Source organism: Rhizobium sp. AN80A (genome assembly GCF_030053015.1).
In the GTDB taxonomy this organism is placed as follows: domain Bacteria; phylum Pseudomonadota; class Alphaproteobacteria; order Rhizobiales; family Rhizobiaceae; genus Rhizobium; species Rhizobium metallidurans.
In genome coordinates this window covers 466,361-492,895 of the sequence record NZ_JASJPX010000003.1, presented here as the reverse complement: position 1 = coordinate 492,895, position 26,535 = coordinate 466,361, and the positions used below count along the sequence as shown (strand labels likewise).

The window sequence follows — 26,535 nt, the reverse complement described above, 5'->3', positions numbered from 1 at the left end:
CAATGCCGTCAACCGCACAACACGGTTGAATCGGCCTGTTGAATTGCCTGTCAAACGAAAGCGAAGTTGAGCCCGTACTCGCAGCTTTCGCCGGGCTTCAGCATGACGAATTCGCCTGCCTCCTCGAGTTCGGCGCGCGGCACCCAGCGGTGCGAGACCGGTTCGATGCCGAGCACGTCGGCCGGCGCCGTCTGGTTGCGCCAGACCTGCAGATGCGGCAGCGTGTCGGCTTTCACGCGCACCCGCAGCGTCTTGCCGCCGACTGCAACCATCGGCCCGAGACGCACTTCCGCCAGCCCATCGCGCGTTGCGGGCGCTTCGACGCAGAAGATATCGCCGCCATCCTTGCCGAAACGCCAGGGGAAGCCGCCATTCTCAAGCATCGCGCCTTCTAACCGCGTGCCCTCGTCGAACCATTTGCCGCCGATGTTCATATGATACATCAGGAACGTCGGCACGGTCTGGTCGCTGGTGTTGACCACCCTGTCTTTCAGATGCGCCTCGCCGGTCTTGCCATCCATGAACCAGTGGCGCTCAATCCGCGCAGGCAGCCCCTCCACGGTGACGATATCGATATCGGCGCGGCATTCCGCATTGCCGTTTTCGAACTTCGTCCAAAGCACCTTGGCGGCATGGCCGGCGGCCGAGCCGTGCAGCGGAAAGACCTTGTTGTCGGACCGGCCGGGGATCGGCTCGCGATGGCGGATGTGGTCGGGCCCGCAGGTAAACAGGAAACCCTGAACCGAATGCGATATACGCGCATCGCCGTCATCGGGCACGGCTGCCTTCGGCGCGATATCGATGCCCTCGACCACGCAGCCGCCGATATCCATCAGCGACGTCTCGTCCAGCATCAGCTTCGGCCCCGTCGCGGCGGAAAATTCCATCATGATCTCGTCTCCCTCCTCTGCACGACGTTAGGGTTAGGTGTCGCGCCTGCTTTCGTCAATCTTGGCTATTGTTGCCGCCAACGAGAATTTGATTGGAACCAGCTGGCTCTCTCAAATGTTTATGAGTAAAGGGAAATTCATGCGTTTTTTTATCTTTTGTTCAGCACGATTTCATAAATTCCACACTAGCGTCAAAATTCGCGGGTGTGTGTCGCCAAGTCACTGAAGGATACGAAGACGTGAATCGCTTTCTGAAATCGGCATTATCTGGGACCGTTATCGTGCTGGCCATGTCGGCCGCGATGGACAATGCATCCGCGCAACAGTATCGCCGTCAGGGCAGCGTCGTCTTCGTCACGCCGAACGGCGAGATCCTCGACTACATGCCTCAAGGCAGCGGCTACACGCGCGACCGCAGCGGCAACCGCGTGTTGGTCGATGGCTACGGCAACATCATCGCCACGGAAGCGCGTGCGCGCGGCTATTATCCCCCGCCGCCTTCGCGCCAGGTCTACGGCCGGGACGCCTACAACAACGATCCCTATTACAGCGAAGACCCCTACGGCGACACGCGCTATTCCGAGCGCGGCGCGGTCACGGGCTCCATCCCGCGCGACGCCTCGATCGATCGCCAGCCGCTGGACAACCAGCCCTATCCTGAGAACGAGGGCAACTACGCATCGATCGAGCCTGATCAGCAGCAGCCCCAGGTCACGCAGCCGACCCGTCCGGCCGAGCCCGTCATCACGCTCAAGAACAAGTCGAAATCCGAAATCGTCGCGCTGCAGGTGTTCCTTGACCGCGCCGGCACGTCGCCGGGCGCCATCGACGGGCGCATGGGCGCCAACGTCACCAAGGCCATCTACGCCTACGAGCAGATGACCGGCGAGAAGCTCGACCCGAACAATACCGATGCGATCCTCGAGCAGCTGCGCATGTCCGGCGGCCTGCCTGTCGGGACCTACACCATCACCCCCGCCGACGCTGCCGGCCCCTACGTCGCCGAAATCCCCGAGGACTACGCCGTCAAGGCGCAGATGACCTCGCTCAGCTTCACCTCCACCAGCGAGGCGCTGGCCGAACGTTTCCACATGGACGAGGCATTCCTCAAGGAACTCAATCCCGGCGTCGATTTCACCGTTCCCGGCACGATCATCAAGGTCATCAATCCCGGCGAACCAAAGACCAGCAGCGTCGCGCGCATCGTTGCCGACAAGGCCAAGAAGCAAGTCTTCGCCTATGACGCATCGGGGAACCTGATCTCCGCCTACCCGGCATCGATCGGCTCCAACGATACGCCCTCGCCATCCGGCACCATGAAGGTCGATCGCGTCGCCTTCAATCCCGGCTATACATACAATCCGAAGATCAACTTCCAGCAGGGTGCCAACGACAAGGTCCTCAACATCCCGCCGGGCCCGAACGGCCCCGTCGGCACCATCTGGATCGCCCTGTCGAAGCCGACCTATGGTATCCACGGCACGCCCGATCCGTCGAAGATCGGCCGCACCCAGAGCCACGGCTGCGTCCGCCTGACCAACTGGGACGCGACCGAATTGGCCAAGATGGTCAAGCCCGGCGTCGTCGTCGAGTTCCTCGACTGATCCGAATTAGTTGTTGCGGCGCGCCTGTTCGCTGAAATAGACGAGCCGCAACAATTCGGATTGCGAATTGACGCCCGTCTTCGCGAACACCGACTTCAGCTGACTGCGGATCGTCTCGCGCGACCGGTTGCTCTCGATGGCGATATCGGTGATCGACGATCCGTGCAGCAACCCCTGCATGATCTTGATCTCCGCCCTGGTCAGCCCGAATTGGCCGCCGAGCCGCGGGACGTCCATCGAAACGGGCTTGGATGACGGCTCGATGATGATCGCCAGGCTCGGCGCGTCGAAGAACTGGATGCGGGCGCTCTTCTGGAGCCGGATGAGCGTCAGCCTCTCGCCATCGACCATGACGACCTGCTGCCGCTCGCCATCGCGCCACCGCGACAACAGCCTGGCGAGGCAGTCATCCGCGTCCGTTTCGGCAAGGCAGACCCTGCCCTGCAGGTCAAGACGCACAGCATGGCCCTCGGCCAGCAGCCGTTCCCCGACCTCGTTGGCCGAATCCAGCCTGCCTCCGTCGCCGACGAGCAGGACGCCGACCCCGATCGCATCGAACAATCGCCCGCCCATCTCGTCGATGCTCTTCTCACTCCGCCCGGCCTCGAAGTAACGCACCGCCCTGTGGAGGTGCGGCGCGAGCCGGGTCAGCGTGTCGGCGTAGACGCGGTTGTCATCCGGCTCGCCGCCGGCGATCGAACTCGAGATGTTGAACATCTGGCCACCGCGCTTCACCAGCGCCATCCCGATGGCGGTTTCGCCGCACTGCTTCCAGAAATCGTTGTAGAATTCGGTGCGGACGAACGCCTCGCGCGGCAGCAGTTCCTCCGACAGGAAGCCGCGCCACATCGGCATGACGCTCATCGCCGGCGACCATGGGTTCACGGCCGCGAAGTGATCGGCGTAGCTTTCCACCCATTCCTCACTGAAACCCTTGTCGATCTGCGAAGCGCCCTGCGCCCGCATCGGGTCATGGCAGAAGAGCGTCGTCCGCCCGCCGGGAACGATCTCGTTCCACCGGCCCAGAAACATGTCCCAGGTCGCCTCGCCGAAAATGACACCGTAGATGGTGTCGACCAGGCTGTCATAGGTATCTTCGGCGACGATCATTGTTCCCCGGCAAACGCCCGCACCGCAGGCGAGGATACCAGTGTAAACCTTCCGGAAACAACGAAAATTACCCTTTTCGGGTGATACCCACCTGGCCCGAAAACGGGCAGTGATGCGCATGTGCGCGATCGCATCGACACGGGGGACCGATCCTGCGCCAATGAAAATGCGCCCCAGCGGACCGGGGCGCATTTTCAATCACAAAATGAGCGCTCAGGCAGCCGAGCGGATCAGCGGGCCGGTGATGCGCGCCGCCGCGGGCAACCGCACCGGCAGCTTGCGCATGATCTCCTCGGCGAAACAGAGCGCGTTTTCGCGTGCCTTGTCGAGGTTGCTGGCGCGGGCCGGGTCGAGCGTATGCAGCGTGCCGCCGCAATCGAAGATATCGCGGAAGGCGGAGCGCTCGATGATCGCGGTGTCGAGCACCGGCACCTGCCGTTCGTTGAGCAGCGACTTGACGATACCGAGCGCCCGCGTCGTCACCATCGAGTTGACGCGCGTCAGCACGACGGAGTGACCGATGCGGATACCCGCCTTCTCGTCGAGATACTGCAGCAGCTCCAGCACCTGCGCGCCGCCGCGCGCATCCATGGCGCAGCCCTGGATCGGGATCAGCACGTGGTCGGAAAGACCGATCGCCGTTGCCAGCATCGGATTGCGGGCGCCCGGCAGGTCGACGATGAAGTAATCGGTGTTGTGCTTGTTCTCGGCGATATGCTGCGGCAGCGACGCCGAGGTCACGAAATCGATCACGGAGACGTTGGGAACGTGGCCGGAGATTTCATGCCAGCGCGAAATCCAGTGCTGCGGATCGGCGTCGAGGACGGTTACGCGGTAGCCCTTGCGGGCAAGCTCCGTGGCAAGAAGAAGAACAGCGGTGGTCTTTCCGGCTCCGCCCTTGGTGTTTGCAAACGTGATGACTGCCATGTTCGGTCCTCGAGGGGAAATATCGTGAGCCGGAATCGCTCTCTTGCGCACATCGGGATGCATCGTGCGGTTACTGCATCCTTTCCAAACATGGTTAACAATTGCTAAACAAGGCATTCGAAATCCGGGTCCGCATTTCTTGCAGCCGCCGCGCGCATTCACCCTGAACGCCCTGCCCCAGAACGAAAAAGGCCCGGGAAGCGACGTGCTTTCCGGGCTAGGTCTCAGGTCCGCATTTTCTATCAGAAGCAGTCCTTGAACAGCGCCTTGGTGTTTTCGAGCGTCATCGCGACAGGGTTTCCGCCGGCGCTCGGGTCCTCGATCGCCATGGCCGATAGTTCGTCGATCTCGATCCGGCTTGATGCCCATCGCCGAAAGGCTCTCCGGCACGCCGAGGTCGGAACGCAGCTTCAGCACGTAGTCGTAGAACCCGTCGAAGCCCCCGGCGATGCCGAGATAGGCCGCCGCGCGCGCGATCTTGTCTTCGATGACAGCGCGGTTGAACCGCAGCACCGCCGGCATAACGACGGCGTTGGTCATGCCGTGATGGGTGTTGTAGACGGCGCCGATCGGATGCGACAGCGCGTGGATGGCACCCAGCCCTTTCTGGAACGCGACCGCGCCCATGGCGCGGCCGACATCATGTTCGCGCGCGCTTCGAGATCCGTACCCTCCTTGTAGGCGCGCGGCAGGAACTCCTTCACCAGCCGCATGCCCTCAAGCGCGATGCCGGCCGACATCGGGTGATAGAAGGGCGAGGAATAGGCCTCCAGGCAATGCGCGAAGGCATCCATGCCGGTTCCGGCGGTGATGATCTTCGGCATCCCGACCGTCAGTTCCGGATCGGCGATGACGACGCCGGGCAGGAACTTCGGATGGAAGATGATCTTCTTCACATGCGTATCGGAATTGGTGATGACGCTGGCGCGCCCGACCTCCGAACCGGTACCCGCCGTGGTCGGCACGGCCACGATGGGCGCGATCCCCTCGATGGAAGCGCGCGTCCACCAGTCGCCGATATCCTCGAAATCCCAGACCGGACGCGTCTGGCCGGCCATGAAGGCCACGCACTTGCCGAGATCGAGGCCCGAGCCGCCGCCAAAGGCGATGACGCCGTCATGGCCGCCATCCTTGAACGCCTTGACGCCGGCCGCGAGGTTCTTCTCGTTCGGGTTCGGATCGACATCGGCGAAGATCGCACGACCGAGCCCGGCCTCTTCGAGGATGTCGAGCGCGTTCGACGTGATCGCCATCGAGGCCAGGCCGCGATCGGTGATCAGGAGCGGCTTCTTCATGCCGAGGCTCTTGGCGGCGTCCGCCAGCTCCTTGATGCGGCCGCGGCCGAGCTTGAATGAAGTCGGGTAGCTCCAGTTGGCTGTGATATGCGCGCTCATGCTGTGACTTTCTTCAGATGGTAGGATTTCGGACGCGTCAGGTTCTGGAAGCCGATGATCGACAGCGAGCCGCCACGGCCGGTTTCCTTAACGCCGGTCCAGCAAAGCGCCGGATCCAGATAATCGGCGCGGTTCATGAACACGGTGCCGGTTTCGATCTCGCGGCCAAGCCGCCCTGCCCGCTCCGCGTCCCTGGTCCAGAGCGAGGCCGTCAGCCCGTACTGGCTGTCGTTCATCAGTTCAAGCGCCTCGTCGTCGCTCTTCACCTTCATGATGCCGACGGCGGGACCGAAAGTCTCCTCGCGCATGAAGGCCATGGAGTGATCGACATTGACGAGGATCTGCGGCGCGAGATAGGCGTCGCCGTCATCCTGCGGGAAGAGCTTCGGATCGACCAGAGCCTTGGCGCCCTTCCCGACCGCATCGGCGATCTGCTCGCGCACGACCTTGGCGAAACGCTTGTTGGCCATCGGGCCGAGCGACGTTTCCGGATCAAGGGGATTGCCGAGCTTGTAGTTCGACACCCAGGCGACGGACTTCTCGACGAAGCTGTCATAGAGCTTTTCATGCACATAAATGCGCTCGATCCCGCAGCAGCACTGCCCGGAATTGTAGGTCGCGCCGTCCATCAGCGTATCGACCGCCGCATCGAGATCGGCGTCCTCCATGACATAGCCGGGGTCCTTGCCGCCGAGTTCGAGGCCGAGACCGGTGAAGGTTCCGGCCGCCGCGCGCTCCATCGAACGCCCGCCTTCGACCGAACCGGTGAAGTTCACGAAGTTGAAGCTGCCGGCGGCGATCAGCGCCGACGTCGTCTCATGGTCGAGAACCACGTTCTGGAACACGTCCTCGGGAACGCCGGCCTCGACGAAGGCCTGCACCAGCCGCTCGCCGACGACAAGCGTCTGCGACGCATGCTTCAGCACAACCGTATTGCCCGCCATCAGAGCCGGCGCGATCGTGTTGATCGCGGTCATGTAGGGATAGTTCCACGGCGCCACGACGAAGACGACGCCATGCGCCTCGCGCTCGATGCGGCGCTCGAACTTGTCGCTTTCTTCCACGACCAGCGGTGCCAGCGCATCGGCGGCGATCGAGGCGACGTAGTTGGAGCGCTCGTTGAAGCCCTTGTACTCGCCGCCATAGCGGATCGGTCGGCCCATCTGCCAGGCAAGCTCGGGAACGACGACGTCGGACATCTCGTTCAGCCGCGCGACACCCTTCAGCACCAGCTGGACACGGTCTTCCAGCGGCCGCCTTGCCCAGGCCTTCTGCGCCTTGCGCGCCCGCGCCACGACGTCCTTGGCCGCCTCCAGCGGCAGCGCCGGACGCTCGGCGTAAACCGATCCGTCGATCGGCGATATGCATTGAATTACAGTCATTTCCAAGCTCCAGTCATTAACAGGCCAGCGTGCGGACATGTCCCGCGACGCCGTAGGAAAGGATCGCGCGGTCGCGCGTGATGATCGTCAGGTCGTTCTCCCGCGCCGTGGCGATGAGAATGCGGTCTGCGGGATCGTTGTGAACGGGCTGCGGTAGAAACGATGACGCGACAAGCGCCTGCAGAGAAACGTCGGCGGTCTGCGCACCGATAATGTTGATAGCGTCCTCAAACCAAGCCATCGCATCCTTCGTCGTTGGCAGCCTCCCCTTGCTTATCAAAATCCCAATCTCCCACGCCGACATCGACGAAACAAACAGGCTGCGCTTCTCACGTCCACTACTAAGCGCAACGTTCGCATCTCTGCTCAGTGGCGCTCCCTCAACCAGCCAGAGAACCGCGCAGGTATCGATGAGGAAGCGTTCAGTCATCGTCGTAGACTTTACCCCAATCCGGATCGGCAGGCGCGGTCAGATCGACCCCCGGCATGATGGTCAGCGTCCCCTTCATGCACCCCCAGGCCGGGTGCACCTCGAGCAGCGTGCCATCCTCCAGTTCCATCCAGCGCTTGCCATCCTTGTAGATGACGTCGTCCTCCGTAAACATCTTGACGGGCGGCTCGTCCGGCGCGACCGGACCGGTGTTGCCGCTCTCATAGCCCGCCTGCTTCTTCTCGGCGAAGCCGGCGACGACACCACGTCGATGCGCCGCCACTTCCTCCAGCGCAACGCCGAGATAATCGGCGATCTGGTCCTGCTCGTCGGCGCTCATCTTCCGCTCGCCGCTCAGCATGCGCGACACCGCGCTCGGATCAAGCCCCATGAAGCGGGCCATGTCGCGAAGCGACGCGTCGCGTTCGGAAAGCTTCTCGTAGAACCATGCGCTGTCGATCACACCCATGTCGATCTCCTCTGGAAACGCCGGACTACATTAGCACAATGCGACCAGCGCAACAATCAGAGCGAGTGTTGCGATTATCTCATGCCCGCTCGAATCCGCGCGCCACCTCCCAGTCCGTGATCCGCCGGTCATACTCTTCCTGCTCCCACTCCGCCGCACGGGTATAGTGGTCGATAACGTCGTCGCCGAAGGCATTGCGCAGCATCTTGGACTTTGTCATGGCCGTGGTCGCGGCCCTCAGCGTGCGCGGGATCTCTCGCACCTTGCGCGCGCCATAGGCGTCGCCGACGAAGGACGCTTCCAGCTCCATCTTGTTCTCGATCCCGTCGATCCCCGCCGCCAGCAATGCGGCGAAGGCGAGATAGGGGTTGAGGTCGGAACCGCCGACGCGGCATTCGATGCGGATCGCCTTGGTGCCGTCGCCGCACAGGCGATAGCCGGCCGTGCGGTTGTCCTTGCTCCAGATCGCCTTGGTCGGCGCGAAAGTGCCGGCCATGAAGCGCTTGTAGGAATTGATGTAGGGCGCCAGGAAATAGGTGATCTCGCTGGCATGCGCGAGCAGCCCGGCGATATAGTTTTCCATCAGGCTGGACATCCCGTACTTGCCCTTGTCGTCGGCGAACAGCGGCGTCTTGCCATCCGCGCTCCACAACGACTGGTGGATATGCGACGAGCTGCCGGCGGCGTTGTAGTGCCACTTGGCGAGGAAGGTGATGGCCTTGCCCTTGGCCCAGGCGATTTCCTTGCAGCCGTTCTTGATGATCGAATGGCGGTCGGCCATGGCGAGCGCATCGGCGTAGCGCACGTTGATCTCCTCTTGGCCCGCCGAAGCTTCGCCCTTGGAGTTCTCCACGGGAATGCCGGCGCCCTGCAGCCCGGTGCGGATCGCCCGCATCACCTCTTCCTCCTTGGTGGTCTGGAAGATGTGGTAGTCCTCGTTATAGGCGCTGGCGAGCTTGAGGTTGCGATAGCCGGATGCCTGAGCGGATCTGTAGGTCTGGTCGAACAGGAAGAACTCGAGTTCCGAGGCCATGAAGGCCTTCATGCCCATGTCTTCGAGCCGCTTGACCTGCTTCTTCAGGATCGCGCGCGGCGAATGCGGCACTTCCTCGTGGGTGTGATGATCGAGCAGGTCGCAGAGCACGAGTGCCGTTCCCTCGAGCCATGGAATGCGCCGGAGCGTCGAGAGATCCGGCTTCATCGTGTAGTCGCCGTAGCCCTTTTCCCAGCTGGTCGCCTTGTAGCCGGAGACGGTCTCCATCTCCATGTCGGTGGCCACCAGATAGTTGCAGCTGTGTGTTTCCTTCCAGGCACTTTCGACGAAGTACTCGGCCTGGAAACGCTTGCCCATAAGCCGCCCCTGCATGTCGACCTGGCATGCCAGCACGGTATCGATGCGTCCGTCGGCAACGTCCTGCTTCAGATCGTCGAGAGTATAGATGCTCATATGGACCTCCCCATAAATTTAGACTGAAATCGGGCCAACGAAACGGCATGCGCCGTGCGGCGATGCCGCGCCGGACTGCGCCTGGTCTATTGTCGGTCAACCGGAATGCGGGGTCGCCGGACGCGGCCCCGCTGTTTTGCAGGAATGCCTCAGCTTTCGCCGACAGCCTTTTCGGCGGCCGCGATCTCCGCCTGGCGGCGCGCCACTTCCTCGCCGATCGGCGGTCCCTTGAAGCGGCGGCTCTCGAAGCCGAACCACACGATCGCGGTCAGCACCAGGAAGCCGACGGTGATGTAGAGCGCCCACTCGTTCGGCGGCTGCACGCCGAGAACGAAGATCAGGATCATCGCCATGATGGTCAGCACCGAGAACAGCTTGTACATGCCCTCGCCGATATTCCACGGACCCATCTTGTCCCACTTCGACGTGCCCCAGGCGAAGAGGCCGAGCGTGATCGGGATCGCGAAGGAGAAGAACAGGAAGATGACCGTGCAGGACACGACGATCGTGTAAACCGGCGTATCGCCGATCGACACCAGCGACGAGCCCCAGACGAAGAGCACCGACAAGATGGAGCCCGTCCAGATCGCCGAGACCGGCGTGCGGTACTTCGGGCTGACCTTTGCGAGCGTCTTGGAAGCAGGCAGGCCGCCGTCACGCGAGAAGGCGAAGATCATGCGCGACACGGACGTCACGGTCGCAAGGCCGCACAGCCACTGGCTGACGAGGATGGCGAAATAGAGCAGATCCTTGACGATGGGATTGACCTGCGCGTTCATCGCCCAGAAGAACACGTTCCAGCCCTGCTTGGCGGCGTCGTCCATGTTCGGCAGCATCAGCACGAACGAGCACAGCATGATGTAGCCGAACAGCGCCGACCACAGCACGGAGGAGACCATGCCGCGCGGGACCGAATGCGCCGCCTTGACCGTCTCTTCGGACGTATGCGCCGATGCATCGTAGCCGGTGATCGTGTAGATCGGCAGCAGGAGACCCAGCAGGAACACCCAGGTTCCAGAGGTCTGCGGCCAGACATTGCCGCCCGCTTCGCCGGAATAGTTGGCGAAGGTGAAGAGACGAGCGAAGTCGAAGGACGGGGCGGCGATGAGGCATACCGCCGACAGGACGATCGCCGTCGCGAAGATCAGGTAGCCCGAGAAGTCGGTGAGCTTCGCGGTCAGGCCGATACCCATGTGGTTCACAAGCGCCTGGGCGCCGGTGATGATCACCAGGAACAGGATACGGACTGTCGTCGTGTCTTCCAGGCCGAGATAGGTCGTGCCGAAAGAGCCCATGAAGAAGTAATAGGTGCCGACGTTGATGGCGCCGAGAACGGTGACGAGGCCGAGCAGGTTGAACCATGCCGTCAGCCAGCCGGTGAAGCGGTTGCCGAGAATGGACCCCCAGTGATAGAGGCCGCCGGCCGTCGGATAGGCCGAGCTGATCTGCGCCATGGCGACGGCGAATACCAGCGAAACGAAGCAACCGATCAGCCAACCGATGCCGATGGCGGCACCGCCGGCACCCGATGTCGCTTGCGCCAGCGAGTTGATGCCGCCGGACAGAATGCAGATGATCGAGAATGAAACGGCGAAATTCGAAAACGAGCTCATGCGCCGTTCGAGTTCCTGGGCATAGCCCATGGAATGCAGGATGTGCACATCCTGCTTCTTGTCGAGTTCCGAATAATCGGACATGACGTCCCCCTGTTTAGCCATCAACCGCGGAATTGCGGCTGATTATCCAGTGCCAAAGTGCCCGCGGCGTTTTCGCCTGCGGGCGGATCGCAGTTAGACTGCTCCCTGGGGTCTTATCTTTTGTCGTCAGGCGTCCAGGCTCTGCTGGAGCAGCCTTGTCAGATAGCTGGCCATGACCCCTTGGCCAGCCGGGTCTGCGATGAGGTCGTTGCGGACCTCGATCATTACATTGCGCAATCCGTTCGACAGCCCGTGCAGGACCAGCGTGTGCGTCACGCCGTCCGAGGGGCCGTAAGGCTGGTTGCGCTCAACTCGATAGTGCGTCGTCCCCGCCACCGCGGCAAGCATCGCGTCCGCCAACCGGCTATCGTCGTCATGCAGGACACCGACCTCGACGGCGCGCGTCTTGCCGTGGAAGACAGGCGTGAAACTGTGGACGGTGACGATAATCGTCTCCTGCCCCCGCGCCTTGCGATCACGAATGAGTGCGCGAATGGCGTCATGAAACGGGATATACAAGGCTTCGGTGCGCGCCGTCTTTTCTTCAGCGCTCAGGCCCGCATTTCCCGGAATGTCGTAGACCTCGCTTTTCTCAGGCATCGCGCCGGCCGATTCCGGCGGCCTGTTGCAATCGTAGATCAGGCGCGAAAACCGCTGGTGAACCAGCGTCGCATCGAGCGCCTCGGACATGGCGCTGGCGACCGCGAGAGCGCCGGGATCCCAGGCGATGTGGCTGTCGAGCGCGTCCTCGGAAAGACCGAGCGTCCCGAAGCGGGCGGGCAAGAGCCGCGATGCATGTTCGCAGACGAGAAGCACCGGGCTGGCGCCATCAGGTCTCTCGACCGCAACGCACGCCCCTTCCCCTTTTCCGAGCACTTCCAACCGAGCAAGCACCACAGTCGCTCCACCACAACTGTTAATAAAATACTTATAAGAAAAGAATTCTTCAGCTTTCCACGAGTGTCAAGCGCGTACTGAAAAAATCTTTTCATGACAGTGGTTGACATGGATTGTGACAGCGTTGTTAACTTTGAGTGGGAAAGTGGCACAAGACCAATCCCGGGGAGCAAGATCGCGTGACCGTTGCGTCGAAGACAGTTTCAGACGTAATCCACTCGCATTTCGGCGTGCTCACGCGCGCCGAGAAGCAGCTGGCTGAAAGTCTGTTGGACAACTACCCGGTCTCCGGACTGGGAAGCATCACCACGATTGCCGAGAACGCCGGCGTGTCGACGCCGACGGTCGTGCGCATGGTGCAGAAGCTCGGCTTCAAGGGTTATCCCGATTTCCAGGCGCATCTGCATCAGGAAGTCGAGGCAACGATCTCCAACCCGATCGCCAAGCACGACCGCTGGGCATCGAACGCGCCCGGAACCCATATTCTCAACCGCTTCGCCGATGCCATCATCGACAATCTGCGCCAGACGCTGACCGGCCTCGACACCGCGACCTTCGACAGCGTCGCGACCCTTCTGTCGGACCGCAAGCGCAATCTCTATTTCGTCGGCGGCCGCATCACCGGCGCGCTCGCCGAATATTTCTTCACGCATATGCAGGTCATTCGCCCCAATACGGCGCTTCTGTCGGCCAATTCGAGCAGCTGGCCGCAATATGTGCTGAACATGAACCCAGGCGACCTGCTGATCATCTTCGACATCCGGCGCTACGAGCAGGAACTCGTCAGCCTCGCCACCGCCGCCAGAAACAGCGGCGCCGAGATCATCATCTTCACCGACCAGTGGGCCTCCCCCGCGACCAAGCTGGCACGCCATACGTTTCGCGTGCAGATCGAGGCGCCGTCGGCATGGGACAGCTCGGTGGTTACTCTTTTCATCGTCGAGGCTCTGATCGAGGCCGTTCAGAATTCGACATGGGACGAGACGAAGGAGCGCATGAAAACACTGGAGGGCCTGTTCGAGCAGACCCGGCTCTTCCGCAGGCTCGGTTAGGAGGGACAATTACGACAGCGCGGATGAAACAGGTGGAAACAAGGACATGTCGCAATCGAAACATCCTTGCCAAACGCCCACGATACAAAGAAAAAATAGCGTCATCCAACTGTCACACAAGCTTCACGTAACGTCAGTAACAGCATCGTCGGACACTGAAACCCGAAGGAGAACAACAGTGATCTCTAATCTTTCTCGACTGCTCTCGCTCTCTACAGCAATTGTTGTGGCTTCAACCGCAATTGCTGCCGCAGAGCCAAGCGCTGAACTCATCGCCGCCGCCAAGAAGGAAGGCACGCTGACCACCATCGCTCTTCCGAACGACTGGTGCGGCTATGGCAACCTCATCGCTGGTTTCAAGGCGAAGTACGGCATCGAAGTCAACGAACTGAACCCGGATGCCGGTTCTGGCGATGAAATCGAAGCCATCAAGGCCAACAAGGGCAACAAGGGTCCGCAGGCTCCCGACGTTATCGACGTCGGCCTCTCCTTCGGCCCGACCGCCAAGGCCGAAGGCCTGATCCAGCCTTACAAGGTTTCGACCTGGGATCTGATCCCCGACAGCGCCAAGGATCCGGAAGGCTACTGGTATGGCGACTATTACGGCGTTCTCTCCTTCGTCGTGAACACCGACATCGTCAAGAACGTGCCGAAGGACTGGGCCGACCTGAAGAAGTCGGAATACGCCAACAGCGTTGCTCTCGCCGGTGACCCGCGCGCCTCCAACCAGGCCGTTCAGGCTGTTTACGCCGCCGGCATCGCGGCTGGTGAAAAGGACGCGACCAAGGCTGGCGAAGCCGGTCTCAACTTCTTCGGCGAACTCAACAAGGCAGGCAACCTCGTTCCTGTCATCGGCAAGTCCGCTTCGCTGGCACAGGGCTCGACCCCGATCGTCATCGCCTGGGACTACAACGGTCTTTCCTGGCGCGATACGCTGAAGGGCAACCCGCCGGTTGAAGTCGTCGTTCCGGCATCGGGCGTCAACGCCGGCGTTTACGTCCAGGCGATCTCCGCCTACGCTCCGCACCCGAACGCCGCCAAGCTCTGGATGGAATACCTCTATTCGGACGAAGGTCAGCTCGGCTGGCTGAAGGGCTATTGCCACCCGATCCGCTTCAACGATCTTGCCAAGAACAACAAGATCCCGCAGGACCTTCTCGACAAGCTGCCGCCGGCGGCCGCCTATGAAAAGGCTGTCTTCCCGACGCTCGAAGAGCAGGCTGCTGGCAAGACCGCCATCACCGGCAAGTGGGACAGCGTCGTCGGCGCCAACGTCCAGTAAGACTGCTTGAATCTGGCCTCCCCGCCGTCACCGGCGGGGAGGCTTTTGCCCCTCCGACGCCGCAAGAAGAGCTTTTTCAATGAGCACTGTTTCGACGACGCCCGCGGTGAGCACGGCCCCGCTGATCACCAAGGACCGCGTGATCGACTGGCTGGGCATCGCACCCTTCATTATTTTCGCGCTGCTTTTTCTCATTGTTCCCACGCTCTACCTTGTGGTCGGCGCCTTTCTGACGCCCGAGGGCAACTTCACGCTGAAGAATATCGGTGACCTCTTCACGCCGACGATCCTCAGCGCCTACTGGATCAGTATCCGCGTCTCGGTCGCCTCCGCGCTCGGCGGCGCGCTGATCGGCTTCTTCCTGGCCTGGGCGGTGGTGCTCGGCGGCCTGCCGACATCGGTGCGCTCGACGCTTCTCACCTTCTCCGGCGTCGCCTCGAACTTTGCCGGCATCCCGCTCGCCTTCTCGTTCCTGGCGACCCTTGGCCGTACCGGCCTGGTGACCGTTTTCCTGCGCGACTGGTTCGGCTTCAACCTCTACGGCACCGGCTTCAACCTGCTGTCCTTCTTCGGCCTGACCATCACCTACATGTATTTCCAGATCCCGCTGATGGTGCTGATCCTGACGCCGGCACTCGACGGCATGAAGAAGGAATGGCGCGAGGCGGCCGAAATCCTCGGCGCCAGCAATTTCCAGTATTGGACCAAGGTCGCCCTGCCGATCCTCTGGCCGAGCCTTCTCGGCACCACGCTGCTGCTCTTCGCCAACGCCTTCGGCGCGATCGCCACCGCCTATGCGCTGACGGGCTCCTCGCTCAACATCGTTCCCATCCTGCTCTACGCGCAGATCCGCGGCGACGTTCTTCACAACGCCAACCTCGGCTATGCGATCGCGCTCGGCATGATCGTCATCACCGGCGTGTCCAACGTCCTCTATCTCATGCTGCGCATGCGCGCTGAACGGTGGCAGAAATGAAGGCTCAAAAGCTCGGCGCCTGGATCGCCATCATCATCGGCGCGACCTATTTCATCGTGCCGCTCCTCGGAACCATCGAGTTCTCGCTGCGCATGCGGCGCGACGCCTACAGTTTCGACGCCTACCTGTCGGTCTTTTCCGACGAGCGCTTCCGCGCCACCTTCGGCTATTCGATGCTGATGGCGCTCCTGACCATCGTCTTCGGCATGCTCCTGATCGTGCCGACGGCCTATTGGGTGCGCCTGCGCATGCCGCAGATGCGCCAGGTGGTCGAGTTCATCACGCTGCTGCCGCTGGTCATCCCGGCCATCGTCATCGTCTTCGGCTATCTGAGGATGTACAACTCCTCGTCCTTCCTGCCGATGACCGCGACGACGATGGGCACCAACATCCTGCTCGTGTTCTCCTATATCACGCTCTCGCTGCCCTACATGTATCGCTCCGTCGACACCGCCATGCGCGCCATCGACGTCAGAACGCTGACCGAAGCCGCCCAGAGTCTGGGCGCCAGCTGGTGGACGATCATGTTCAAGTGCATCTTCCCGAACGTGATGAGCGGCGTTCTCTCGGGCGCCTTCATCACGCTTGCGATCGTCATGGGTGAATTCACGTTCGCGGCGCTTCTGAGCCGCCCGGCCTTCGGCCCCTACCTGCAGCTGGTCGGCGCCAACCGGGCCTACGAGCCCTCGGCGCTCGCCGTGATCGCCTTCTCCATCACCTGGCTCAGCATGGGCCTGCTCAATCTCGTTTCGCGCTTCGGCAGATCCCGTCCGGCCAAGGCTTAAGGTATTTCGACATGTCTTTTCTCTCGCTGACCAACATTCAGAAATCCTTCGGCCAGGTTCAGGTCGTCAAGAACTTCAACATGAACATCGAGAAGGGAGAATTCGTCTCCTTCCTCGGTCCGTCGGGCTGCGGCAAGACCACGGTTCTGCGCATGATCGCCGGCTTCGAAAATCCGACCGGCGGCAATCTCAGCATCGCCGGCAAGGACATCGCGCCGCTGAAGCCCAACCAGCGCAACATCGGCATGGTCTTCCAGGCCTACGCGCTTTTCCCCAACATGACGGTGCATGACAACGTCGCCTTCGGCCTGAAGATCGCCGGCAAGCCGAAGACCGAGATCGACGCCCGCGTCAAGGAGATGCTGGCGCTGATCCATCTCGGCCACCTCGCCGATCGCTACCCCTACCAGATGTCGGGCGGCCAGCAGCAGCGCGTGGCGCTCGCCCGCGCCCTCGCCGCCAAGCCGCAGGTGCTTTTGCTCGACGAGCCGCTGTCGGCGCTCGACGCCAAGATCCGCGTCTCGCTGCGCGAGGAAATCCGCCAGATCCAGCAGTCGCTCGGCATCACCACCATCTTCGTCACCCACGACCAGGAAGAGGCGCTGTCGATCTCCGATCGCATCGTCGTCATGAACGGCGGCCGCGCCGACCAGATCGGCACCCCCTTCGAGATCTACAACACGCCGGCCACGCGCTTCGTCGCATCCTTCGTCGGCACGCTGAATATCATCGAGGCCAAGGTGGTCGATCCCGCCATCAACCGCATCCAGATCGGCGACCAGGGCGTCACGCTGAAGCAGTCGGTCGCCACCTACAAGGCCGGCGACACCGTCTCGCTGGCGCTGCGCCCGGAAGCGGGTTCGCTCGCCGAGAGCACCCCGAGCGACACGAAGCTGACAGGCGAAGTCGTCTCCGCCCACTTCCTCGGCTCCGTCATCCGCACCCGCATGAACGTCGGCGGCAACATCATCTCCTTCGACATGTTCAACAGCCCCGGCGTCAGGCCGCCGGCCACCGGCGAAACGGTCACGCTGCGCTTCATGGCGGCCGATCTGCTGGTTATCAGGGACTGAGATCGGCGGCGCTGCATGCATTCAGCGCCATTTCACCGTTTCCACCCTCATTCCTGTGCTCGTCACAGGAATCCAGTCAGCCCAAGTCCTTGGGCTGGAAAGACTCCTCCGCGTCGCAGACGCGACGCTGCTGGATCCCTGTGACGAGCACAGGGATGAGGGTGTTTGGGTTTGCGCGAGTGCTCGATCTTGCCCGCTGAATTGTTCGCTTTGCCACACGCGACCGACTGGTCAGCGATCGTGTCCCCAAAACACCAGAAAACGCTTGAAATCCCCACCCCATTGCGCGACGACGGCCAGACGAAGTCATCTCGACAACGTCGGCCCGCACCATGTCGCCCAAACCAGCGGCTTGCCGCCGACGCCGGACAACAACACACCAAGCGGATAACGGCCGGCGGGCGTTTCTACCGGCTCCCCAATACGAGTATGTCAATGATTACCTGCCATCTGCGTTATGTCATCGATCCCTACAAGCTCGCCGAATTCGAGGAGTACGCCAGGCTCTGGATCCCCATCGTCAACCGCATGGGCGGCAACCACCACGGCTATTTCCTGCCCTCCGAAGGCGCCAACAACATCGCGGTCGCCTTGTTCTCCTTCCCGAGCCTCGCTGCCTACGAAGACTACCGCACGCGCATGGCCGTCGATCCCGAGTGCCAGGCGGCATATGATCTGGACAAGCGCAACCGCAGCATCATCAGCTATGAGCGCAGCTTCATGCGCCCCGTTCTCGGCTGACCGAGACGTCACCACATCAGCGAAGGCCGACCCGCTCGGCCTTGCATTGGCACCCATGACGAGGCACTGAAGAACGATGCCGGCACCTCAGATCAAGATCCTCGACGCCCTCTCCCTACCTGGCAACCCGGCCAAGCCGAACGACGACCGCTTCGGCTATAACGAGGCCTGCGCCTTCGTGGTCGATGGCGCGACGGGCCTTGGCGACCGCCAATACATGGACGCGTCGGGCAGCGACGCCGCCTGGGTCGCTGCACGCTTCGCGGATGGCTTCAGGCAACGGATCACGCGTGAGACACCGGTTTCCGATGTCGCGCGCGCTGTGTCGCAGGAGGCCAGGGCAACGTTCCTCGGCGACAATCCCGATGTGCCGCGCTACGCCTGGCCGCTTTCCGCCTTCTCGATGATCCATGCCACCGACAACGCTTTGACCTTCTACGGTCTCGGCGATTCCTGCGTCTTTCTCTTGCAGGAAGATGGATCGGCGCGCTTTCACATGGCCATTCCCGACGCCTATGTCAGGGAGCAGGCACACGCGCAAAGCCATATCGCCCGCACCGGCGGCATCACCAGGGATGGCGGCGCGCTCGCCAATGCGGAAACGCTGGCGGCCCTGCGCCGCCACCGCGAAAGCCAGAACACCGCGGGCGGCATCTGGACCTTGGGGCTCGTGCCGGAATCGGCCGATCATCTCGTGTCGGAAGAATTGAAGATCAACGGCCGCGCCCACGCCATCATCTGCAGCGACGGCCTCGCCGATCTGGTCGTGCTCTACGAAGCCTACGACGCCGCAAGTCTGGTGCGCACGGCGCTCGACAAGGGCCTCGCCCCGATGATCGAGGAACTCCGCCGCTTCGAGCGCGAGACCGATCCCGAGGGCCTACGCTATCCCCGCTTCAAGCAGAGCGACGACACGACCGCGATCCTGGTCGAACTCACCGCCTGACATCAGACCGACGAAACAGCGATTTCCGATTCAGGATCAGGCCCTTGGCGGGTGATCCTGAATCATTTTCTCCGGCAGTTGAATCAGTTCCTGAAGACGCGCCCGATCAGGCCGCGTCTTCCACTTCGTCGCGCGGCTTCGAAGGCACGTAGTTGAGCACCGGCCCGAGCCAGCGCTCGACCTCGGAGATCTCCATGCCCTTGCGGCCGGCATAATCCTCGACCTGATCGCGCTCCACCTTGGCGACGCCGAAGTAATAGGCGTCGGGATGGCCGATATAGATGCCGGACACTGACGAGCCCGGCCACATGGCGTAGCTCTCGGTGAGCTTCACGCCGGCGGCGTTCTCGGCATCGAGGAGCGCGAACAGCGTCTTCTTCTCCGTATGATCGGGCTGCGCCGGATAACCGGGCGCCGGGCGGATACCGGCATATTCCTCGGTGATCAGCTGCTCCTTGTTGAGCGCCTCGCCCTTGGCATAGCCCCAATACTCGCGGCGAACCTCTTCGTGCATCCGCTCGGCGAAGGCTTCCGCGAAACGGTCGGCCAGCGCCTTGACGAGGATCGACGAGTAATCGTCATTGGCGCGCTCGAAGCGCTCGGCGATCGCCACTTCCTCGATACCGGCGGTAACGACGAAGCCGCCGACATAATCCTGTACACCGCTGTCGACCGGCGCCACGAAGTCCGACAGCGCCACGTTCGGCCGGCCATCGCGCTTCGAGAGCTGCTGGCGCAGCGTGTAGAAGGTCGCGAGCTCTTCCTTCCGGCTGTCGTCCTTGTAGAGGCGGATATCGTCGCCGACGGTGCCGGCCGGCCAGAAGCCGATGACGGCGCGCGGCCGGAACCATTTCTCGTCGATGATCTTCTTCAGCATCGCCTGCGCATCCGCCCAGAGCGCGCGTGCCGCCTCGCCCTGCTTCTCGTCCTCGAGAATGGCGGGATAGCGGCCCTTCAGCTCCCAGGTCTGGAAGAACGGCGTCCAGTCGATATATTCGGCGAGCGTCGCCAGATCGTAGTCCTCGAACACCTTGGTCCCGAGGAAACTCGGCTTGGCAGGCGCGTGCGCCGACCAATCGACCTTCTGCGCGTTCTCGCGAGCACGCGACAGCGGCAGACGCACCTTCTCGGCCTCGCTGCGGGCGTGCGCTGCCGCAACCTTGGCGTACTCGGCGCGGATATCGGTGATGTAGCCGTCACGGTTCTCGGGCGAGAGCAGCGACGAGACCACGCCGACCGCGCGGCTGGCGTCGGTCACGTAAACCGTCTGGCCCTTGTTATAGCCGGGATGGATCTTCACGGCCGTATGGACGCGGCTGGTCGTGGCGCCGCCGATCAGAAGCGGCAGATCCAGACCCTGGCGCTCCATTTCGGCCGCCACATGCACCATCTCGTCGAGCGACGGCGTGATCAGGCCAGACAGGCCGATGACGTCGACCTTCTCGGCCACCGCCGTCTCCAGGATCTTCGTCGCCGGCACCATGACGCCGAGGTCGATGATCTCGTAATTGTTGCAGGCGAGCACGACGCCGACGATGTTCTTGCCGATATCGTGGACGTCGCCCTTGACGGTCGCCATCAGGATCTTGCCGGCCGACTTGCGGTCGTCGCCGCCGTTCAGCCGCTTCTCTTCTTCCATGTAGGGAAGGAGCACGGCCACGGCCTGCTTCATCACGCGCGCCGACTTGACGACCTGCGGCAGGAACATCTTGCCAGAGCCGAACAGGTCGCCGACCACGTTCATGCCCGCCATCAGCGGGCCCTCGATGACGTGCAGCGGACGGGCGGCGGCAAGGCGTGCCTCTTCGGTATCGGCATCGATGTATTCGGTAATGCCGTTGACCAAAGCGTGTTCAAGACGCTTCTCGACCGACCATTCGCGCCAGGAGAGATCCTGCACGCGTCCCTCGCGCGCAGCACCGCCACGGAACTTCTCGGCCACTTCGAGCAGGCGTTCGGTCGCGTCGCTGCGGCGGTTCAGCACCACGTCCTCGCAGGCCTCGCGCAGCTCGGCGTCGATCTGGTCGTAGACCGCCAGCTGGCCGGCATTGACGATGCCCATGTCCATGCCCGCCTGGATGGCGTGGTAGAGGAACACGGCGTGCATCGCCTCGCGCACCGGCTCGTTGCCGCGGAACGAGAAGGAGAGGTTCGAAACGCCGCCCGATATGTGCACCAGCGGCATCGTCTTGCGGATCGTCCGCGTCGCCTCGATGAAGTCGACGCCGTAATTGTTGTGCTCCTCGATGCCGGTCGCGACCGCGAAGACGTTCGGATCGAAGATGATGTCCTCGGGCGGGAAGCCGGCCTTTTCGGTCAAGAGCTTGTAGGCGCGCGTGCAGATCTCGACCTTGCGGTCATAGGTATCCGCCTGCCCGGTCTCGTCGAAGGCCATGACGACGACAGCCGCGCCATAGGCGTGCAGCAGCCTCGCCTGCGCGAGGAAATTCTCTTCGCCCTCTTTCAGCGAGATCGAGTTGACGATCGGCTTGCCCTGGACGCGCTTAAGACCGGATTCGATGATCGAGAACTTGGAGCTGTCGATCATGACGGGCACGCGAGCGATATCCGGCTCGGCTGCGATCAGGTTCAGGAACTCGACCATCGCCTTTTCGGAATCGATCAGGCCTTCGTCCATGTTGATGTCGATGATCTGCGCGCCGTTTTCGACCTGGTCGCGCGCGACATCGAGCGCCGCCGTGTAATCGGCATTGGTGATCAGCTTGCGGAAACGCGCCGAGCCCGTGACGTTGGTGCGCTCGCCGACGTTGACGAAGGGAATGTCCTTGGTCAGCTCGAAGGGCTCGAGGCCCGAGAGCGACATGAAGGGGCGATGCTCGGGGATCGGGCGCGGCTTGTACTTGGCGACAACTTCGGCAATCGCCTTGATATGTTCAGGCGTCGAGCCGCAGCAGCCGCCGACGATGTTGACGAGACCCTCGCGGGCGAACTCGTCGATCTGCGCCGCCATCAGCTCGGGCGTTTCGTCATACTGGCCGAACTCGTTGGGAAGGCCGGCATTCGGATAGGCGCAGATGAAGGTGTCGGCAACGCCCGACAGTTCCTGCAGGTGCGGACGCATGGCGTTGGCGCCGAGCGCGCAGTTCAGCCCGATCGTGAACGGGTTGGCGTGGCGCACCGAGTTCCAGAAGGCCGACGGCGTCTGGCCCGACAGCGTGCGACCGGAAAGGTCGGTGATCGTACCCGAGATCATGACCGGCAGGCGGATGCCCTTGGCCTCGAAGCGCTCCTCGCAGGCAAAGATCGCAGCCTTGGCGTTCAGCGTGTCGAAGATCGTCTCGATCAGGATGATATCGGCGCCGCCGTCGATCAGGCCGTCGATCTGCTCGGCATAGGCGATGCGCAGGTCGTCGAAGGTGACGGCGCGGAAGCCCGGATTGTTGACGTCAGGCGAGATCGAGGCCGTGCGGTTGGTCGGGCCGATGGCACCGGCCACGAAACGGCGGCGGCCATCCTCGCGCTCGGCGCGGATGCAGGCGCGGCGCACGACTTCGGCACCTTCCTTGTTCAGCGCATAAACCTCGCCTTCCATCGCGTAATCCGCCTGCGCGATGCGGGTGGAGGAGAAGGTGTTGGTCTCGAGAATGTCGGCGCCGGCCTTGGCGTATTTGTAATGGATCTCCTCGATCGCATCCGGCTGCGAGAGGATGAGAAGGTCGTTGTTACCCTTCTGGTGGCAGGCGCAGCCGATGAAGCGGTCGCCGCGGAAATGATCCTCGTCGAAACCCAGCCCCTGGATCTGCGTGCCCATGGCGCCGTCAAGGACCAGAATGCGTTCGCTGGCGGCTTTCCTGAGCGCCGCGAACACTTCACTGCCGTCGCGCTTTTCCCCTTCGGGGCCAAACAGATTGTTGAACACGGGCGGACTCCTTGACGTCATTATAAAGACAAGCCGCCCAAATCACATAAAGATATCTTTATGTCAATATATCAGCGACATTTTCGCCATTGCCGACGCACGGCGGATGACAGACTCGAACGCCCCCTATATAGGCAATTTCAAAGCATTGTGTATGAAATCGGAGGAGTATCATGGCACCTGCAATCGGCGACGCCGCGCTCGGCAACTGGACGACGCGCGCCTACCACCGCGACTGGCTGGTCGCCCAGGCCAACGGCCTGTTCGATTTCTTCCAGCATGACTCGATCAATCCCAAGGGTGGGTTCTACGATCTCGACGACACCGGCAAGCCGCTCGACGCCGAGGGCCAGGTGCGCGGCATCCACATCGCCGCCCGCGCCGTCCATTGCTTCTCGATCGGCACCCTGCTGGGACGGCCCGGCGCATCCGATGTCGTCGATCACGGCATGCGGTACATCTGGAACCACCACCGGGACCTAGAGAATGGCGGCTATTTCTGGTCGCTGAACAATGACGGCCCCGTCGACACCAACAAGCAGGGCTACGGCCACGCCTTCGTGCTCCTCGCCGCCTCCTCCGCCAAGACCATCGGCCACCCGCTTGCCGACGGCATGTTGGCCGACATCACAGAGGTGCTGAACACCCGCTTCTGGGAAGACAAGCACGGCGCCATCGCCGAGGAGTTCACCGCCGACTGGCAACCGCTCGACGGCGGCACCTATCGCGGCCAGAACTCCAACATGCACCTGACCGAAGCCCTGATGGCAGCCTTCGAGGCAACCGGCAACCGCGACTATCTCACCAAGGCCGAAAGCATCGCCGACCTCGTCATCCGCCGCGCCGCCGGCTCCGTCGACTGGCGCGTCGCCGAGCATTTCGACACGGAATGGAAGCTCGACAAGACCTACTATCATCCGAACGAGATGTTCCGTCCGGCCGGCACCACGCCCGGCCACTCGCTGGAATGGGCACGCCTTCTGCTGCAGCTCTGGGTGCTCGGCGGCAAGACGCTGGAATGGCTGCCGGATGCCGCCAAGGGCCTGTTCTCGCAGGCAATGGCGCTCGGCTGGGACGACGACAAGGGCAGTTTTTTCTACACGCTCGACTGGGAGGACCGCCCGGACAAGCGCCAGAAGATGTGGTGGCCCGCCTGCGAAGGCGTAGCCGCTGCCCACTACCTCAACGAACACCTGCCGAGCGACTACCACGAGGAAAGCTACCGAAAGATCTGGAACGTCATCGAGCGCCGCTTCATCGACCACAAAAACGGCGGCTGGCACGAGGAACTGACGGAAGACATGGTCCCCGCCCACACCATCTTCCCCGGCAAGGGCGACATCTACCACGCCCTGCAAGCCTGCCTCATCCCCCTCTTCCCGGCGACCGGCAGCCTGACCAAGGTCATCCCGGAAGCCGGCGGCAAGATCTGACGATGGAACGAGGCGGCGCCGCATCCACGGCGCCGCTGCATGAAGGTGACGCAATCCCGCAAGCGGATGCCTAGGGGCACATTTCATTCCCGATCGGCGGTGAGCCTGCGAGGGCCAGGACCTTCCACGGCCAGCCTGTCGTCCCAATTGACGAGTGCGCATTTGTCGATCGAAAGACAGCCGCACCCTATACAGTCAGACAAGCCGTCTCTCAGCCCTTTTAGCTGCTGAATCCGCGCGTCCAGTTCAACTGCCCATTCCGCAGACAACAACTCCCAATCCGCGCGCGACGGTGTTCGCCCGTCTGGCAGTCGTGCCAAAGCTCTGCCGATTGTCGACAACGGCAGCCCCAAGTTTTGCGCAACGCGAATAACCGCAACCCTGCGCAAAACGTCGCTCGTGTAGCGTCGCTGATTGCCAGATGTCCGGTGACTGGAGATCAGGCCCTTCGCTTCATAGAAATGCAGAGTGGACACAGCAACTCCCGCTCGCGCAGCAACCTCTCCGACAGTCAGTTCTCGTGTCATTGAAAAATCCCCTTGACCTCAAGTTTAGCTGAGGTTGTACGGATTTCAAGCTGACAACCATTGCGGCCCAAAAAGTGGCTGTAACCGCCTTGCATAGGGAGAGCACCTTGATCGCGTTCTTTCGTTACTCGACGCCCAGATACTCAGCGCGTATCAGGTTTGCTGGTGCAGTTGCGCTGCAGCTACTTGGCGCCGCCGCTTTGGCTGGCGCCCTTTGCCTTCTGGACAGCTTTTGGGAGAAGCCGACGGCGCCGTTGGTTAGCCTGATTGTCGGGTTAACCGGCACTCTGATCGGCTTCCATGGAGTAGCGCTCGTCCGGCCTCTCGCGAACCGGCGCATCGGCTTTGTGGCGGCGTCCTTGCTGATCTTTGCAACCTTCTATTGGCTTGTGTCCTCCTCGCTTCCTGATCTCTTGCTTTCAAGGTTGTTCTACGGATGCGCAGTCGGGGCTTTGGCCGCGATGGTCTTTCGATGGTGCTTCCTTGAGCCACCCGTAATGCCGCGCGTGTCGTGAGAAAAAGCCCAGAAGCCTGCCCCGCCGACGACCAATCACGACGACGGAATACGCGGTTCCTCCACCAGATAGAACTCCGCGACCGGCGTGACGTCGGAAACGAAGAAGCCGAATTTCGATTGCTCACCGGGATCGAGATGCCCCTCGTCGAAATTCAGACGATCGAAGCTCTCGAAGCGGCTTTCGAAATGCATGAAGCGGCTGGACGAGATCAGCGCCGGATCGGGATCGGCCTGCCCGAAGGATAGCCCGTCATAGAAGTCGCTCGGCTTGCCGCGGATTTCCTGCAGCTCGAAGCCGAAGCCGATCCATGCCAGACCGCTCCGGTTCACCGTCACCACCCGCAGATGAAACGAGCCCGGCACCGTCGCTTTCAGCTCGGCGGGTTTGGCGAAGCGGATCACCAGCGTCACCGGCGCAAGACTGTCGAACGCCTCTCGGATCTCGATCGGATCCTCCCGCGTGCCGGAACCTGAGATCGACAGGATGCGGAAACCGCCGAGTTCGTCGGAAAACGAGTAGCTCCCCGCATACCACCGCCCGTCATCCGCCGGCCCGGCGCCGGTCAGCGCCAGGGAGAGCAACGCCGCAAGAATGCGCAAACGACGCGTCATCGACCCTCTTCCCTGATCGAGATGTCGCCACCATACATGCAATTTCAGCGGCGTGCGATGCCATGCATTTTCACGCGCGCGAACCCCTCATCGGTGGTACGCTGACGCCTGGCTTCCAAACGAAACATGTGAATGCAACGCAGGAGCGGAACATGACGACAGTGTTCGTAAGGCATGAGGTTTCGGACTATGCGGCCTGGCGCAAGGTGTATGACGGCTTCCGGTCCGTTCAGGCGGAAAACGGCGTGATATCGGAGGCGGTCTTCCAATCCGCCGACAATCCCAACGACGTCACCGTCACCCATGAATTCGCAACACCGGAAGCCGCGAAGGCCTTCATGCAGCTGGAGGAGCTCCGCTCGGCCATGCGCACGGGCGGCATCCTTGGCGCCCCAAGCGTCTGGCTGGTCGAAAAGGCGTAAAGCCGTTCCGGCCCGGTCGGCATGACGTGCCGGCGCGTTCCC

At 62.3% G+C, this 26,535-nt stretch carries 23 protein-coding genes and 1 pseudogene; 11 read left to right on the top strand and 13 right to left on the bottom strand.

Annotated features, from left to right (window positions below):
• Positions 1–50 precede the first annotated feature (50 nt).
• Positions 51–890 carry a DUF4432 family protein gene (locus tag P3R82_RS13970; protein WP_283194285.1) on the bottom strand — a complete coding sequence of 280 codons (840 nt, stop codon included), beginning with the start codon at positions 888–890 and terminating at the stop codon, positions 51–53.
• Positions 891–1,129: 239 nt separating this feature from the next.
• Here P3R82_RS13970 and P3R82_RS13965 point away from each other — a divergent pair, with 239 nt between their 5' ends.
• Positions 1,130–2,494, top strand: a complete 1,365-nt coding sequence (locus P3R82_RS13965) for a L,D-transpeptidase family protein (protein ID WP_283194284.1) — start codon at positions 1,130–1,132, stop codon at positions 2,492–2,494.
• A gap of 6 nt (positions 2,495–2,500) precedes the next feature.
• On the opposite strand, the gene P3R82_RS13960 is transcribed toward P3R82_RS13965, so the two are convergent.
• The 9 genes and pseudogenes from P3R82_RS13960 to P3R82_RS13920 form a co-directional block, all read right to left on the bottom strand.
• Complete coding sequence (locus tag P3R82_RS13960) at positions 2,501–3,604, bottom strand: LuxR C-terminal-related transcriptional regulator (RefSeq protein ID WP_283194283.1); 1,104 nt, start codon at positions 3,602–3,604, stop codon at positions 2,501–2,503.
• 213 nt (positions 3,605–3,817) lie between these two features.
• Positions 3,818–4,531, bottom strand: a complete 714-nt coding sequence (locus P3R82_RS13955; protein WP_183899156.1) for a ParA family protein — start codon at positions 4,529–4,531, stop codon at positions 3,818–3,820.
• 242 nt (positions 4,532–4,773) lie between these two features.
• Positions 4,774–5,925 (bottom strand): annotated as a pseudogene (locus P3R82_RS13950) (iron-containing alcohol dehydrogenase).
• On the bottom strand, positions 5,922–7,307 hold the full coding sequence (locus P3R82_RS13945; RefSeq protein ID WP_283194282.1) for an aldehyde dehydrogenase family protein: 1,386 nt from the start codon (positions 7,305–7,307) through the stop codon (positions 5,922–5,924). Before P3R82_RS13945 ends, P3R82_RS13950 begins: the two are co-directional and overlap by 4 nt.
• Before the next feature lie 16 nt (positions 7,308–7,323).
• Positions 7,324–7,737, bottom strand: a complete 414-nt coding sequence (locus tag P3R82_RS13940; protein WP_283194281.1) for a type II toxin-antitoxin system VapC family toxin — start codon at positions 7,735–7,737, stop codon at positions 7,324–7,326.
• Entirely contained in the window at positions 7,730–8,206 is a 477-nt protein-coding gene (locus P3R82_RS13935; RefSeq protein WP_283194280.1) for a helix-turn-helix transcriptional regulator, read from the bottom strand. Before P3R82_RS13935 ends, P3R82_RS13940 begins: the two co-directional genes overlap by 8 nt.
• Positions 8,207–8,285: 79 nt before the next feature.
• Positions 8,286–9,653: a glutamine synthetase family protein gene (locus P3R82_RS13930; RefSeq protein ID WP_283194279.1), complete on the bottom strand. Its 1,368-nt coding sequence runs from the start codon at positions 9,651–9,653 to the stop codon at positions 8,286–8,288.
• A gap of 149 nt (positions 9,654–9,802) precedes the next feature.
• Positions 9,803–11,350, bottom strand: a complete 1,548-nt coding sequence (locus P3R82_RS13925) for an amino acid permease (RefSeq protein ID WP_183899162.1) — start codon at positions 11,348–11,350, stop codon at positions 9,803–9,805.
• 126 nt (positions 11,351–11,476) lie between these two features.
• Complete coding sequence (locus P3R82_RS13920; RefSeq protein WP_283194278.1) at positions 11,477–12,247, bottom strand: N-formylglutamate amidohydrolase; 771 nt, start codon at positions 12,245–12,247, stop codon at positions 11,477–11,479.
• A gap of 179 nt (positions 12,248–12,426) precedes the next feature.
• Between P3R82_RS13920 and P3R82_RS13915 the strand changes: the two genes are divergently transcribed.
• From P3R82_RS13915 to P3R82_RS13885, 7 genes are all read left to right on the top strand, one after another.
• Positions 12,427–13,299 carry a MurR/RpiR family transcriptional regulator gene (locus tag P3R82_RS13915; RefSeq protein ID WP_283194277.1) on the top strand — a complete coding sequence of 291 codons (873 nt, stop codon included), beginning with the start codon at positions 12,427–12,429 and terminating at the stop codon, positions 13,297–13,299.
• Positions 13,300–13,477: 178 nt separating this feature from the next.
• Entirely contained in the window at positions 13,478–14,581 is a 1,104-nt protein-coding gene (locus P3R82_RS13910; RefSeq protein ID WP_283194276.1) for an ABC transporter substrate-binding protein, read from the top strand.
• 79 nt (positions 14,582–14,660) lie between these two features.
• Entirely contained in the window at positions 14,661–15,557 is an 897-nt protein-coding gene (locus P3R82_RS13905) for an ABC transporter permease subunit (RefSeq protein ID WP_283194275.1), read from the top strand.
• The gene (locus tag P3R82_RS13900; protein WP_183899167.1) at positions 15,554–16,342 is read left to right on the top strand and encodes an ABC transporter permease; all 789 of its coding nucleotides are present in this window, start codon (positions 15,554–15,556) and stop codon (positions 16,340–16,342) included. Before P3R82_RS13905 ends, P3R82_RS13900 begins: the two co-directional genes overlap by 4 nt.
• Before the next feature lie 11 nt (positions 16,343–16,353).
• Entirely contained in the window at positions 16,354–17,415 is a 1,062-nt protein-coding gene (locus P3R82_RS13895; RefSeq protein WP_283194274.1) for an ABC transporter ATP-binding protein, read from the top strand.
• 435 nt (positions 17,416–17,850) lie between these two features.
• A complete protein-coding gene (locus tag P3R82_RS13890) occupies positions 17,851–18,156 on the top strand; it encodes an NIPSNAP family protein (protein WP_283194273.1) in 306 nt (101 codons plus the stop codon).
• A 76-nt stretch (positions 18,157–18,232) separates the two neighbouring features.
• On the top strand, positions 18,233–19,102 hold the full coding sequence (locus tag P3R82_RS13885) for a hypothetical protein (RefSeq protein WP_283194272.1): 870 nt from the start codon (positions 18,233–18,235) through the stop codon (positions 19,100–19,102).
• 106 nt (positions 19,103–19,208) lie between these two features.
• Here the strand turns inward: P3R82_RS13885 and metH are convergent, their stop codons facing one another.
• A complete protein-coding gene (gene metH, locus P3R82_RS13880; RefSeq protein WP_283194271.1) occupies positions 19,209–22,982 on the bottom strand; it encodes a methionine synthase in 3,774 nt (1,257 codons plus the stop codon).
• 173 nt (positions 22,983–23,155) lie between these two features.
• Between metH and P3R82_RS13875 the strand changes: the two genes are divergently transcribed.
• Positions 23,156–24,415, top strand: a complete 1,260-nt coding sequence (locus P3R82_RS13875) for an AGE family epimerase/isomerase (protein WP_283194270.1) — start codon at positions 23,156–23,158, stop codon at positions 24,413–24,415.
• An 83-nt stretch (positions 24,416–24,498) separates the two neighbouring features.
• Here P3R82_RS13875 and soxR read toward each other — a convergent pair whose 3' ends face one another.
• Positions 24,499–24,942: a redox-sensitive transcriptional activator SoxR gene (gene soxR / locus P3R82_RS13870; protein ID WP_283194269.1), complete on the bottom strand. Its 444-nt coding sequence runs from the start codon at positions 24,940–24,942 to the stop codon at positions 24,499–24,501.
• Positions 24,943–25,049: 107 nt separating this feature from the next.
• On the opposite strand from soxR, the gene P3R82_RS13865 reads away from it, so the two are divergent.
• The gene (locus tag P3R82_RS13865) at positions 25,050–25,457 is read left to right on the top strand and encodes a hypothetical protein (RefSeq protein ID WP_283194268.1); all 408 of its coding nucleotides are present in this window, start codon (positions 25,050–25,052) and stop codon (positions 25,455–25,457) included.
• A gap of 35 nt (positions 25,458–25,492) precedes the next feature.
• On the opposite strand, the gene P3R82_RS13860 is transcribed toward P3R82_RS13865, so the two are convergent.
• Complete coding sequence (locus tag P3R82_RS13860; RefSeq protein ID WP_283194267.1) at positions 25,493–26,071, bottom strand: hypothetical protein; 579 nt, start codon at positions 26,069–26,071, stop codon at positions 25,493–25,495.
• A gap of 152 nt (positions 26,072–26,223) precedes the next feature.
• Between P3R82_RS13860 and P3R82_RS13855 the strand changes: the two genes are divergently transcribed.
• A complete protein-coding gene (locus P3R82_RS13855) occupies positions 26,224–26,493 on the top strand; it encodes an antibiotic biosynthesis monooxygenase (protein ID WP_283194266.1) in 270 nt (89 codons plus the stop codon).
• The last annotated feature ends 42 nt before the right edge of the window (positions 26,494–26,535 follow it).

What these genes read in the sequence shown, in the direction of transcription:
- P3R82_RS13970 (WP_283194285.1), bottom strand. Translation starts at nt 890, where the DNA reads ATGATGGAATTTTCCGCCGCGACGGGGCCGAAGCTGATGCTGGACGAG.
- P3R82_RS13960 (WP_283194283.1), bottom strand. Translation starts at nt 3,604, where the DNA reads ATGATCGTCGCCGAAGATACCTATGACAGCCTGGTCGACACCATCTAC.
- P3R82_RS13955 (WP_183899156.1), bottom strand. Translation starts at nt 4,531, where the DNA reads ATGGCAGTCATCACGTTTGCAAACACCAAGGGCGGAGCCGGAAAGACC.
- P3R82_RS13945 (WP_283194282.1), bottom strand. Translation starts at nt 7,307, where the DNA reads ATGACTGTAATTCAATGCATATCGCCGATCGACGGATCGGTTTACGCC.
- P3R82_RS13940 (WP_283194281.1), bottom strand. Translation starts at nt 7,737, where the DNA reads ATGACTGAACGCTTCCTCATCGATACCTGCGCGGTTCTCTGGCTGGTT.
- P3R82_RS13935 (WP_283194280.1), bottom strand. Translation starts at nt 8,206, where the DNA reads ATGGGTGTGATCGACAGCGCATGGTTCTACGAGAAGCTTTCCGAACGC.
- P3R82_RS13930 (WP_283194279.1), bottom strand. Translation starts at nt 9,653, where the DNA reads ATGAGCATCTATACTCTCGACGATCTGAAGCAGGACGTTGCCGACGGA.
- P3R82_RS13925 (WP_183899162.1), bottom strand. Translation starts at nt 11,350, where the DNA reads ATGTCCGATTATTCGGAACTCGACAAGAAGCAGGATGTGCACATCCTG.
- P3R82_RS13905 (WP_283194275.1), top strand. Translation starts at nt 14,661, where the DNA reads ATGAGCACTGTTTCGACGACGCCCGCGGTGAGCACGGCCCCGCTGATC.
- P3R82_RS13900 (WP_183899167.1), top strand. Translation starts at nt 15,554, where the DNA reads ATGAAGGCTCAAAAGCTCGGCGCCTGGATCGCCATCATCATCGGCGCG.
- P3R82_RS13895 (WP_283194274.1), top strand. Translation starts at nt 16,354, where the DNA reads ATGTCTTTTCTCTCGCTGACCAACATTCAGAAATCCTTCGGCCAGGTT.
- P3R82_RS13890 (WP_283194273.1), top strand. Translation starts at nt 17,851, where the DNA reads ATGATTACCTGCCATCTGCGTTATGTCATCGATCCCTACAAGCTCGCC.
- P3R82_RS13885 (WP_283194272.1), top strand. Translation starts at nt 18,233, where the DNA reads ATGCCGGCACCTCAGATCAAGATCCTCGACGCCCTCTCCCTACCTGGC.
- P3R82_RS13875 (WP_283194270.1), top strand. Translation starts at nt 23,156, where the DNA reads ATGGCACCTGCAATCGGCGACGCCGCGCTCGGCAACTGGACGACGCGC.
- soxR (WP_283194269.1), bottom strand. Translation starts at nt 24,942, where the DNA reads ATGACACGAGAACTGACTGTCGGAGAGGTTGCTGCGCGAGCGGGAGTT.
- P3R82_RS13860 (WP_283194267.1), bottom strand. Translation starts at nt 26,071, where the DNA reads ATGACGCGTCGTTTGCGCATTCTTGCGGCGTTGCTCTCCCTGGCGCTG.
- P3R82_RS13855 (WP_283194266.1), top strand. Translation starts at nt 26,224, where the DNA reads ATGACGACAGTGTTCGTAAGGCATGAGGTTTCGGACTATGCGGCCTGG.